This window comes from Adhaeribacter sp. (genome assembly GCF_057359045.1).
This window is the reverse complement of record NZ_JBMQUD010000003.1, coordinates 50,791-63,569: the sequence shown is the minus strand read 5'-3', so window position 1 is coordinate 63,569 and position 12,779 is coordinate 50,791. Positions and strand designations below refer to the sequence as shown.

7 protein-coding genes are annotated in these 12,779 nt (G+C 44.6%); 1 reads left to right on the top strand and 6 read right to left on the bottom strand.

Going from position 1 to position 12,779, the window contains the following annotated elements; genetic code table 11:
* Position 1: 1 nt before the first annotated feature.
* Positions 2–1,528, top strand: a complete 1,527-nt coding sequence (locus ACO1R6_RS00600; RefSeq protein WP_486261422.1) for a RagB/SusD family nutrient uptake outer membrane protein — start codon at positions 2–4, stop codon at positions 1,526–1,528.
* Between the two features lie 110 nt (positions 1,529–1,638).
* On the opposite strand, the gene ACO1R6_RS00595 is transcribed toward ACO1R6_RS00600, so the two are convergent.
* The 6 genes from ACO1R6_RS00595 to ACO1R6_RS00570 form a co-directional block, all read right to left on the bottom strand.
* Positions 1,639–3,180: an arylsulfatase gene (locus ACO1R6_RS00595; RefSeq protein ID WP_486261420.1), complete on the bottom strand. Its 1,542-nt coding sequence runs from the start codon at positions 3,178–3,180 to the stop codon at positions 1,639–1,641.
* A gap of 114 nt (positions 3,181–3,294) precedes the next feature.
* On the bottom strand, positions 3,295–4,218 hold the full coding sequence (locus ACO1R6_RS00590) for a DUF6528 family protein (RefSeq protein ID WP_486261418.1): 924 nt from the start codon (positions 4,216–4,218) through the stop codon (positions 3,295–3,297).
* Positions 4,219–4,225: 7 nt separating this feature from the next.
* On the bottom strand, positions 4,226–5,800 hold the full coding sequence (locus ACO1R6_RS00585) for a RagB/SusD family nutrient uptake outer membrane protein (protein ID WP_486261416.1): 1,575 nt from the start codon (positions 5,798–5,800) through the stop codon (positions 4,226–4,228).
* A gap of 30 nt (positions 5,801–5,830) precedes the next feature.
* Positions 5,831–9,007 (bottom strand): SusC/RagA family TonB-linked outer membrane protein, encoded by a 3,177-nt coding sequence (locus ACO1R6_RS00580; RefSeq protein ID WP_486261414.1) that lies wholly within the window; start codon positions 9,005–9,007, stop codon positions 5,831–5,833.
* 1,093 nt (positions 9,008–10,100) lie between these two features.
* A complete protein-coding gene (locus ACO1R6_RS00575) occupies positions 10,101–11,102 on the bottom strand; it encodes a GRP family sugar transporter (protein WP_486261412.1) in 1,002 nt (333 codons plus the stop codon).
* A gap of 40 nt (positions 11,103–11,142) precedes the next feature.
* Positions 11,143–12,723, bottom strand: a complete 1,581-nt coding sequence (locus ACO1R6_RS00570) for an ADP-ribosylglycohydrolase family protein (RefSeq protein WP_486261410.1) — start codon at positions 12,721–12,723, stop codon at positions 11,143–11,145.
* Between the last annotated feature and the right edge of the window lie 56 nt (positions 12,724–12,779).

Below are 12,779 nucleotides of genomic sequence, written 5' to 3'. Positions count from 1 at the left end.
AATGAAAATTTCTATAAATAAATTTTTTCTGTTTACCCTTACCGGCCTTCTTTTCAGTTGTGCCGATTTAGAAGAAAAACCAGTTGGTTTGTTGGCACCCGAAGGTTTTTTTAACAACACCAAAGATGTGGAAACGGCTATTTTTGGTGCTTACGGCTGGATTGCCAGCGAACGGCTTTATGGCCGGCAATTTGTAAGTGCCTTAATGCTCCGGAGCGATATGGTAGATATAGGTGACCGGGGCACACCAGCCGAAAGGCAACAGGTAAACGATTTTAATATGGACGATAACAACGGCATGGTGAACCAATTCTGGCCTTATTGGTACCAGGTAATCAGCGCTACTAATGCCGCTATATCAGGCGCTGAATCGCTGAAGTTACCCGAAGACCAGATTAATCCGCTAATTGCCGAAGCACGTTTCGTTCGGGCTTTCAGCTATTTCCATCTGGTGCAGGTTTTTGGTGATATTCCATATATCGATTTTTTTATTACTGATCCTAATACAGTAAAATCTATTAGCAAAACGCCACAGGCCGAAGTATATATTAAAATTTTAGCTGACCTGGAATTTGCCAAACAATGGTTGCCCGACCGACCAAACGGGAATGTACGCAGCCGGCCATCTAAAGGAACCGCTGCGTCTTACTTAGCTTCGGTACACTTAACCATGCAGAATTATAAAGGTGCCTACGACGAAGCCAAATGGGTAATTGATAACAAAGGGCGTTTTGATTATGATCTGATTGCCGATTACCAGGATTTGTTTAAAGCACCCCAGCCGGGCAACTTAAAAGAGCATATTTTTGCCATTGATTTCCTGGGCCTGCAAAGTGGTTCGGGCGGAGCCAATGATGATATTATGCCTCCTATGACCGGCGTAAGAGGAGGCGATGCCCCCCGGAGTGGCTGGAGTGTATGTGTGCCGTCGATAGCCGTATTTAACAACTGGGATGCGCGTGATTACCGAAAAAAAGTAAGTTTCGACGAAAGCATTCTGATAGGTGGGGTAATGCAACCTTACACCCAATTTCCAAATACCAAGCGTCCGCACATTGCCAAATATGCCCGCTTTGCCGGCACTTCCAATTCAGAAGGCCGCGATTCGGATCAAAATTATGCCGCTATGCGTTATGCCGAGGTCCTGTTAATTGCTGCAGAAGCTTTGGCAGAAGTGAGTAATGGACCTAATGCCGAAGCCATTGGGTATATAAACCAGATAAGAACCCGGGCTCGCAATGCTGCCGGTCAGCAAAATAGTTTTCCTGAAAACGTAAGTTTAACGGCTGGTATGAATAAAAGTCAGTTTATTGATTTGGTACTAGAGGAACGACGCCTGGAGCTAGCTTTTGAATACAAACGTTGGTATGATATAAAGCGCCGGCAATTGGGCGATATTGTCTTCAAAGGTCCTAATTCCTTGGAGCCCCATCCTAATTTTTCAGCTAGCCGCGACTACCTGATGCCCCTTCCCCGGACCGAACTTCAGATTAATCCTAACCTGGCCCCGCAAAATCCGGGTTACTAAGTAAAACTTAGCTATCAAAAGAAAGGCTTTGATATTTATCAAAGCCTTTCTTTTTTATTAGTTTATGGTTTAGGCTTTTGAAGCTAAAATAAAGCGGGAAAGCCAAATAGTTAATCTCCGGTAGCTTTTAAGGTAAATTTTGGATCAACAAATTCCCATTCTTTTATGTGCGAACAACGGTGCTCTTTTTGGGCAATGGCCGCAAATTGCTTAATTAGTTCTGGATTTTGAGCGGCCACATCTTGTTTTTCGCCCATATCGGTGCTTAAATTATATAATTGCCAGGGCGCATTCTTATCCTGCCGGACATTGGTCCTAATGCCTTTCCAGTTGCCCATCCGGATAGCCACCTGGCCACCTTTTTCCGGAAATTCAAAATAGAGGTAATCGCGCTTTTTCTGCAAATTATCTTTTCCGAGTAAAGTAGGCAACAAAGAAATGCCATCGTTGGCTGGAGCTTTTACACCTAATATTTCGGCAAAGGTCGCCATCATGTCGTGCTGCACCGATATTAAATCGCTTACTTTGCCGGGGGCAATTTTACCGGGCCAGCGTGCCAGAAAAGGCTCCCGGATGCCACCTTCGTACAAATCGGTTTTTAGACCCCGGAATGGCCCCACACTGTTAAAAAAGGCTGCCTGTACGCCGCCGTTAAAAGTAGTACCATTGTCGCTCGAGAACATAATAAGCGTATTTTCGTCGAGGCCTTGCTGTTTTATAACTTCCAGTACCCGGCCCACTTGTTTGTCGAGGTAAGTAATCATGGCAGCGTAAGTAGATAAAGGATATTTTACCGGAATGTAGCCTTTCTCGCCCAGGTAAGGCTCTTCTTTAAACTGACCGATATATTCTTTTACAGCTTCGGGCGGGGCCTGCAACGATACGTGCGGGGCTACAAAAGGTAGGTACAAAAAGAAGGGCCGGTTTTTATTTTCCTGAATAAACTGCACCGCTTTGTCGCCCATTTTGGTTAAGGCGTAATCTTTACCAATATATTGGTCAAAGTTGGGGCTTTTGCCTATTTCGGCTAGCTTGGGGTGCACGTCCATGACCGGGTTGTTTAATTTATCCCATTTGCCGTTTTCCCATAAGTGTGTCGGGTAATAATTGTGGGCTTGTTTTTGGTCGAGGTAGCCGTAAAAATAATCGAAACCTTGTTTGTTCGGGTCGCCGGTGCTGTTATGCATCCCCAGGCCCCATTTGCCAATGGCCCCGGTTTTATAACCGGCTTGCTGCATTAAGTGACCAATGGTAAAAGTGCCTTCCGGTAAGGGCATCTGGCCGCCTTCCAAATCGTCAGAAAAATCGCCTAACTCGTAATTGCCCCGGATATAAGATTTACCCGCATTGCGGCCGGTTAGCAGCATGCAGCGGGCCGGCGCACAAACCGGGGTACTGGTATAATGTTGCGTAAACCGCATACCTTCTTTGGCCAGTTTATCTAAGTTAGGAGTTTTAATTTTCTGCTGACCGTAAGCGCCTAGTTCGGCATACCCTAAATCATCGGCATAGATGTAAATGATATTAGGCTTTTTTTTAACTGAAGAAGTGCTTTTACTGGTTTGCGCATAGGTTACAGGTACGTTTAAGAAAAATACCAGCAGGAGTAAATATACCGGTGGTATTCGCTTAAAATTTAAATATTTTACCATGGGTAGGTTCTTTAAATATTAGTTGGATAAATATTCTGACTAAGCATGAAACAAGCGTAAAGGCTGTTTTAAACATTAAAGTTGGCAAGAGCTAAAATGAACGAATTGGTTTTGTTAGTTACTGACGGTAGCCCAGCGGGCCTTGTACACGTGCATACCCGGAAAAGCCAAACTTTTGCTGGGGTTCAGGAATTTAACATGATACGTCCACCAGCTTTCTTCCGGAATGGTAAATAGGAGTTGGCCGGTTTGGGGGTGTTTCCCGAAGCTTTTTACATTAGCGGTGCCGGCTAATTCGGGCAGTTTGGTAAAGACAGCAGTTTTAAGGTTAAATACCCAAGGGCTGGTGTGTTCGGTCAGGTATAAGGCGTTGCCGTCCGGCGAAAGTTGTAAATCATGGCCCGATTCACCGGGAATTTTCCAGGTCTTATCTAATTTTAATTTCGGGGCCGAGGTATTCCAATCCTGTAATTTGTACTGCCGCAGTTCACTATAACCCAACGCATAAAGAACTTGTCTTTTATCATCCCAAACCACGCCGTGGCCCGAAAATAAACTATCTCTAAATATTTCTTTTTCCGGCTGACTGATGTTAAACAACGCTACACAATTTCCATTCTTTTTGGCAGTAGAACCCGCTACGGCTACGCGGTTGTTGGGTAAAAGCTCTATTGAATGTGCATTGGGCACGTACGCGTAAAAAAGGACTTTTTTATCAGCACGGTTTACCAGGGCCACACCGCCCGACGAAGAAGAAATCAATATTTGCTTCCCCTTGGCCACTACTTTGCTATCGTCTACGGTCCGGAAATAAGTGGTGCGGTATTTTTCGGGTAAACCGGTGGCGGTGCGGGCATCCCATTGCCAAACTACGGCCGGAATACTGTCTTTAGAGCGTTGGTAATCTACTACCAGTACCAAGCTATCGCCGCAAACCAATAATTCGGAATTATTCTTTTGGGTTTGGCTTTGCCCGGCCGCCAACCCCAAACAGAATATCCCTAAAAGCCAGCATTTAAACCAAGAACAGTTTGCCATAGCCGGTTTAATAAATAGCGTTCTGGGTTAAGTTAGGATTTAAATCGCGTTGGGTTTGCGGAACCGGCCACCAATAATCGCGGGCCGCATTAAACGTTCTTTTTACAATAGCCTGGTTTTGCGAATTGTAAATAGTTGCATTCATATTTTGCTCGGCGGTTTTCCAGCGGCGAATATCGGTGTAATAAAAGCCTTCGCCAGCCAGTTCTATTCTTCTCTCGGTCCGGATTATTTCGCGCATTTCTTCCTTGGTTTTGCCAGATGGTACTTGGTATGGATCTAAACCGGCGCGTTGGCGCACCTTGTTAATAGCCGCGTAAACGCTGGCATCGGGTCCGGCGGCTTCGTTCTGGGCTTCGGCATACATGAGTAAAATATCGGCATAGCGCATTACCATGTAATTCGTTTCGGATTGGCCGGCGTTTAATATGGCGCCACCGGCTTCGCGGTCGTAAATACCGTATTTTTTAAAGGTATAACCGGTTATTTTAAACGGATTGGTAGCCGTAACGGGTGCGCCCATGTACATATCGCCGGGGTAAACAATACTTTGATAAAAACGGGGTTCGCGGTTTTCGTACGGTTTGGCTGGGTTATACAACGGCGATTGCGTAATGGGTAAGCCGTCTTTCATGTAATAAGCATCTATTAAATTGCGGAGCGGCGCGTTGGTATTAAACTGCCGGACGATTAAATCGAAAGAATTGCCGGTTTGTTCCGGGGCTTTAAACTGCACATCAAATAGTACTTCCTGGTTGTTTTCGTTGGCCGGTAAAAACAAGGTGCGGTAGTTCGGGAATAAATCGTAGCCGGCTTGCGGCGCTAAATCCATAACAGCCTTGGCGGCATTGGCCGCAGTAGTCCATTTGCCTAAATCGTTGGTGGTATTTATAAGCGGGCTAGCCTCGAATAATAAAACGCGGGCTTTAATGCCCCAAGCGGCACCTTTGGTAGCCCGGCCTTTATCGGCAGCGGCGGCATATTTAGCGGGTAAAACGGCGGCGGCTTCGTCGAGGTCTTTTAATATTTGTTGTACTACTTCTTCGCGGGTATTGCGCGGCAGGGCGGCCTGGGTGGCAGTATTGGGCTTATCCAGAATTAAGGGCACACCACCGTAGTACATTTCCAGCATGGCATAGTACAAGCCTCTTAAAAATTGGGCTTCGGCTTTCATTTGCGCTTTTAAGGTTTCGCTCATGGGCACCTTGTCAATCTCGGCCAGCAAGGTGTTGCAACGGCCAATGCCGCGGTAACTATCCGTCCAACGATTATTAATAATTTCGGCGGTACTGGCCGGGCTGGCGGTGTGGGTACCTAAAGCAATTACATTAAAGCCAAAGGAATTATCGTAGTTGTAGGCATTGGGCGTGGCAGTTTCTTCCCACAGGGGGGTGGCTGTACCGCCAAACAAACCGTCTTCTTTTAATACCGCGTAGCAACCGTTTAAAGCGGCTACGGCATTTTTTTCCGAAGTCCAGTAAGTTTCTTCGGTATAGCGGTCGTACGGTCGGGTCTCAAGTAAATCTTCTGAACAGCCCAGCAAAAGCGCACTGCTTAAAAGAAGGCTATATATTTTTTTCATGGTATGCAGGGTTAAAATCCGGATGAATAATTAAAAAGTAGCGTTAATGCCAAAACTGAAAGTTTTTACCGAAGGATATTCATATAAATTATCCTGGGTAATATTTTTCTCAGGGTCGAAGTCCCGGAATTTGGTAAAGGTGAGCATGTTTTCGCCGTTTACAAATACACCCAGATTGCTTAAATGGAACCTGGAAATAAAGGTAGCCGGCAAATTATATTTTAACTGAATATTTTTTAACCGCAGATAAGAGCCATCGCGCAACCAGAAAGTAGAAGGTTGGAAATTTTCGGTAGCGCCGGTAGCAGTGGTTAAAAGCGGGAATTTCGCGTTTGGTTTATCCGGCGTCCAGGAGTTGGTTATCCATTCGTTTGTTACGCCGGCCCCGTTGTTAAAAGGCGTAGCCAGGTTAGCGGTGGGGTATAAATCTACGCCCTGTATGCCCTGGAAGAAAGAGTTTAGGCTAATGTCTTTATAACGGACATTGAGGTTGAACCCAAAAGTATATTTGGGAATGGTGCTGCCGGTTATAATGCGGTCTTCGCCATCTATTTTGCCATCGTTGTTTTGGTCTTTGTACTTCAGGTAACCTGGTCTTACGGCATTGCTGATTTTGGCACTGCTATTTACTTCATCCTGGTTCTGAAAGAACCCTTCTACCTCGTATAAATAATAAGAATCAAGGGGATAGCCTTCGATGGTAATGCGCCGGGTGCCTATTTGCTTAGCGCCATTTAAATCAACTACCTTATTTCTTACATAACCAAATTCACCGGCTACATCATAAGAAAAAGCCCCAATGGTGTTACGGTGCGATACGCTAATGTCATAACCATCATTATCTACAACGCCAATATTACTTTGGGGACCGGTTAAACCGCCCACTTGGGCCGGAATATTAACTTGCCGTAAAATATCGGTGGTCCGCTTTTTAAAAACATCAAACGATACATTTAGCCGGCCATTCCAGGCCGAAAAATCTGCCCCGATGTCATAAGTATGTGTGGTTTCCCAGTGTATACCCGGGTCTACGGCATTGGTAACGGCTGCTCCGGCGGCAATGGTATTATTGAAAGCATAATCAGAACCTAGATTTACTGTAGTAAGGTTGCTATATAATGGCACAGCCTGGTTGCCCAGTTCACCGTAAGAAGCCCTGATTTTAAATAAATCGACAAAACTTAAGCTACCTATATTTTTAAAGAAGGCCTCCTGATCGAGTCTCCAGCCGGCCGAAACGCCATAATACGTACCCCACCGGTTTCCTCTACCAAAGCGACTGGAGCCATCGCGGCGGATAGTCGCATCGAATAAATATTTTTCTTTGTAGTCATAACCAACCCGGCTGAAATAAGATAACAATACATCTTCGGTACGGCGGCCACTTACCTGCGGGTTAATAGAACCGGCATTAATATCGGTCAGGGTGTTATCGAAGTAACCGTATACCTGGCTGGAAGAAAAGCTATTATCAAATTTGGTGTAACTCATACCACCCATCGCCGAGAGGTTATGGGCCTCGGCTAGTTTCTGAGTCCAGCTAAGCGTATGAAAAGCCGACAGATTTAAATTATTCTGGTTGTAAACGTAAGAGTATGGAGTAGGATTAAAGAAATTGGGTACTTTGGTAATTGGGTGGTAAGTAGTCATGTAAGGATTAAACTGACGACTAGCTCCGTTTAATTCGTCGGAGGCACCATCCAGTTTATCTACGCCTAAATTGGCACTGTAAGTTAAATTAAAAGGCAGGGTTATATCGGCAAAAACTTTGGCGAGCGTACGCACCGAAGCATGTTCGTTAAGCCCTTCTTTTAGCATCATGTGGGGGTTGGCAATAACGTTTTGGCCGGGCGTAGTAAAAACTGTATTGCCGTAGCGGCCATCTTCGAGGTAAGAAGCAAAAATAGGCAAGGCCCGGAAAAACCGGTTTACAAAAGCCTCGGTCCCCTGCGCGGGCTCGGTATATTTGCGGTACATACTTTTAATGGTAGCACCTACTTTTATTTTTTCGGTTACATTAGCGGTGGCATTTAAATCGATGGAGTACCGATTGGCATGATTGGCGGCTATAAAGATGCCGTCCTGGTCCATGTAGCCCAGGGCCAAGCTATACGTTATTTTATCGGAACCACCCGAGAACCGCAAATTGTGTTGCTGCAGATAACCGTTTTTAATAATCTCATTGAAATAATTCCGATTAGGATAAGCATAGGGATTGGTAACCATGCCATTGCGGTATTCTTCTATCTGGGCATCGCTGTAATCTACTACGGTTTTGCCTTCGTTACGCAAAGCCTGGTTTTTGCTTTGCATATAAAGGATGGGATCCCAAACGGCATCGGGTACAAAGGTGGCTCTTTGTATACCGTGCGAGAAGCTATAATTTATCTCACTTTTGCCTTTTTTACCGCCTTTGGTAGTTACCAGAATAACGCCATTGGCCGCCCTAGACCCGTAAATAGCCGCCGATGCATCTTTTAAAACCGTAATGGTCTCGATGGTGGCTGGGTTAATATCGTTCATGTTATATTCAATGCCATCTACCAAAACCAACGGGTTGTTGTTGTTGGTGGTACCTACCCCTCTAATCCGGATAGAGCCGGCATCCTGACCGGGTTTGCCGCCGGCCTGGTTAACCCAAACGCCGCCAACGCCGTGCAACGCCTGACTGGCATTGGTAATGGGCATATTTTCTTTTTGCTTCATGCCCAGCGTAGAAACGGCACCCGTCAGGTTAACTTTCTTTTCGGTACCATACCCAATTACCACAACTTCTTCCAGGGCTTTGGCATCGGCTTTTAAGATAATATCCAGGGTAGTGTGGTTATTTATAGCTATTTCCTGCGTCATAAAACCAATAAAGGAGAATACCAGGGTTCCTTTGCCATCGGGTACACTTAAAGCATAAGTACCATCGGCGTTGGTGGCCGTACCAATATTAGTGCCTTTTACTACTGCTGTAACCCCCGGTAAGGGCTCACCGGTTTCCGAAGAAACCCGACCCTTCACCGGCACATCGGCTACTTGGGTTGTACCCGCATAAAGTTCAGCAGTAACAGCGTTACTGGTTTCAGTAGCTGTAACCGGCTTAGATAAAGCAGAAGAGGATAAGCCAGGATGATACGCGAAGCTTTGGGCTTGCAACGTACCCCCGTACAAACAGCTGAGCGCTGCAGTTATACATAGGAGATGTAAATTGTTTTTCATAGCAATTATGATAAATAGAAAGTAAAAATTAAACCTGTGCTGCCGGTAATAAATGCGCTGCAAAAATAATTCTCCTGTACAATACCGCCTTTCATGCGCTTTAGGAAAATATGGTTTACTACCCGCAGGTTGTTTTCGCAATAGAAAAAGTAATCTACTTCAATCAGGTACGCTTAAGCAAACAATTATAAAATCAGAAAGAATATTTAGCTATTGCCTCTGGAATGATGCGTATAGCTATTGAGCATAAATAAACTGTTCCCTAACGGCCTAGTTTATTTGGGCAATTAAACTGCGCAGGCATAAGGCAGTATTCAGTTTTGCGGAACTTAATTATCGTGATAATTTAATAATATTTATAATAAATTTTAGGTTTTTTTAGCAGATACCTGCTCCTATAAACTAAAAGTATGCACGAACCTATTTTCGACATTTAGCCAACCTAAACCTGTTTGTACTACCTGCCGGTTAACAGAATATTAGGAGCCATTTTACGTTTAAAGCATAATCAGATTTTTTTATTCTAATTTAAATACATTAAAATTTTAGAGTCAAAATTAAACATAGCCTACCCCGGGATCTTATTTTTTACTTTATTATATTATTAAATTAATTCTGCTTAAACCATCGCATTGTAATACTAAAAGGGCCACTTTTTAGAATCTCACCAATTTTTTACCGAATTATTTCCGGAGTAGGAGTGGGTAAAACAAAAGGTTTTGGCAGATAGGTATTTAAAGAATTGCAACCTCTAAAATATTTATAGAAATGCGTAAACCGCAAGTCGGTTACAGGCCACTGCCGCTAGATAAGGCGCCATTTATTTTGCTAACTATTATTAGCCTACAGTATAGGAGCGTAGGCGACAATAAAGCCAATGAATAAAGCGCATGAATAATATCACTTATTATTTAGGTGCTTGCCTAAGGAGTAAATAAGAATAATAAAGGGTTAAACATGAATTATCCCGAACAAATATAGAAAGCAGATAAAGCAGAAAAGCGCCCCAGAATAATCACAGGGCGCTTTTTTATATTAATATTTATTTTACTTTTTAGTATACTCTCGTAAGGGAGGTAAACAATTCAGGGCATTACATCTCCCGGGCAGCAATAATTAGCCCTATGCCAATTACAAAAAACAGCAACATTAGATTAAGAAGTTTACCCGTGCCCGCCGGGGCAGCTTTAAATTCGCGCCAGATATAAATTCCCCACAGAGCGGCCACGACCGTAGCGCCCTGTCCTAAACCATAAGAAATAGCTGGTCCGGCTTTACCCGAGGCAATAATATTAAACGCCATGCCAATGCACCAGATGGCACCACCCAAAATACCCATTAAATGGCTGCGGCCGCTGCCCCGGAAATAATCGGCGTACGACACGGGAGCTCCTTCCAGCGGCACCTTCATTAAAATGGTATTTAGAATAAAATTGCTTAAAAAAATGCCCACGGCAAAAAACACCACGGCCGTATAAGGTGTTAGTAAACCTGCTTCGGGTTGGGCAAAATCTTTTGCCATCGATTTAGCGACAAAGCCGTAGAACAAGCCCATTAAACAACCACTTACCACAGCCAGCAGTAAGCCTTTGGTAGATACTTTTTGCGCCGTACGCGCTAAGCGCCGATAAGCCGCGGCGTTTAAAATAATAGCCAGCGCCACTAGGGCCACGCCACTGAACAAAACCGTGGCATTACCAATGGGGTTATCAGAATAATTATCGATTACACCTAAAATTAAGGCAATGCCAATACCCACCGGAAAGGCAACCGACATGCCGGCAATAGAAATGGCCGCGGTTAATAAAATATTGGCAATGTTAAAAACGGCTCCCCCAATCAGCGCCGACCGGATATTGGCCGAATCTGCTTGCGCTATATCATCCAGAAAACTGCGGCCCTGATTGCCGGTACTGCCCAGCGTAAAAGCAAAAAGGATGGATATGATTAAAATGCCGATTACATAATCCCAATAAAATAATTCGAAACGCCAGTTTTTATCGGCTAATTTTTGGGTATTGGCCCAGGAGCCCCAGCAAAGCATGGTAACAAAACAAAAAGCAACGGCCAAGCCGTAATTTTCCAGTATAAACATGGCGGATGGGTAAGATTAAGGTTTTTGGAAGAGGTTTAAATTAAGGAAGAGTCGTTTTTGCGGGCTGATCGGCATACAATATCAGGTCGCTAAGGTTTACCTGGTAGCCTTCGGGGGCATTAACTAACTTAAGCCGGACGGTATGTTTTTGTTTGGGCAATTGGTATTTCCAGGCTAAATCGTACCGGCGATTGGTATAACTTACCGGCAAATCGACCGTCTGGAATAATTGTCCATCGAGAAAAACTTCCATTTTTAAAGATTTGTCTTCGGGCAAGTTATTATTTATTCGTTTGGCTTCGCCCCGCACCACAAACCCAATGCCTTCAAAATCAAAAGTAAACTCATTTTGTAAGGGTTTCCAGACACTGCGGCGCTCAGTAGGATAATGGCCGTCAAAGCTTTTTTCGAACCGGACCGGCTGCGGGTTTTGGGAAATTATTTGCACGGCATCGGCTGTTTCGCGGCCGCCGTGGCGTTTAATATTTTGCAAAGCATGTTTGTACCCGATTTCGTATACATCTTGCAACGACATGGTGGTATATTTAAAATCGATAGGCTCGGCAGCGGCTAACCCCATTTTCCAGTACGCCGGAATTTTATCGTAGCCCAGCACGGTGCCCAGAATACCGCCCGCCGACGACGGATTACAATCAGAATCCTGACCGGCGCGGGTGCTGATATCCATGGTTTTGGAAAAATCGCCGTTGCCGTAGAGCAAGCCCATAATTACATAAGCCGCATTTACTTTGGCATCAATATTAAAAGGCACAAACACGCCTTCGGGGCAACCCACATCATTTGTCCATTTCTTTTGCACTTCAAACCAAGTTTGTTTCCAATCGTTGGGGTATTGTTTATGCCAGGTTATTACATCGTTCATGCACTGGTAAAATTCACTTTGTGCCGGAATGGTTTTAAGCGCTTCGGTAACGATAAAAGGAATATTATCGGAAGTAAAAGCCAGCGCATACATGGCACCCATGTATACGCCGCCGTACCAGCCATCGCCGTAGTTCATGATGTGGCCAATTTTATCGCTAATCTGCGAAGCGGCGTTGGGCATGCCCGGCGACATTAACCCGGCAAAATCGGCTTCAATCTGGTAGTCAATACAATCGGCGTGCGGGTTATTTAGCCAGTGCCCCGATTGCGGAGCCGCTATGCCGTGCTGAATATTATACCGGCCAACCTGATTGGCGTGCCAGAGCATATAACCAGCATTGGCGTAAGCATCGGCAAAATCTTTTACGGGGGCATCTAAACCTTTCTTTTCGAAAATATCCACAAAAGTCAGGTCCATGTAAACATCGTCGTATAAACCTGGGTGCTCTTTCATGGTTTTTTCCAGGTAGCCGTCGTACCAAACTATAGGCACATAATCGTTAATCAGGGTGCCGTTAAATCTAAATTCGGTTGGGCCGCCAAAAGTAACCCCAATGGTTTGTCCGGCCCAGCCGCCTTTAATTTTATCGCGCAGCACTGCTTTAGATAAGGTTACGGTTTTGCCAGCGGCTGCTTTACCGGTTTCTTTTTTAGCCTGGGTTTTAGATTGCGCCTGGGCCGAAAAAAATAAGAAAGTTAAACTAAGAATTAGTGGTAGCGTTTTTTTTATTTGCATAAAACTATGTTGGAGGTTCTGGTAATTGCTTGTGGTTGAATATTTTTTACTTATAT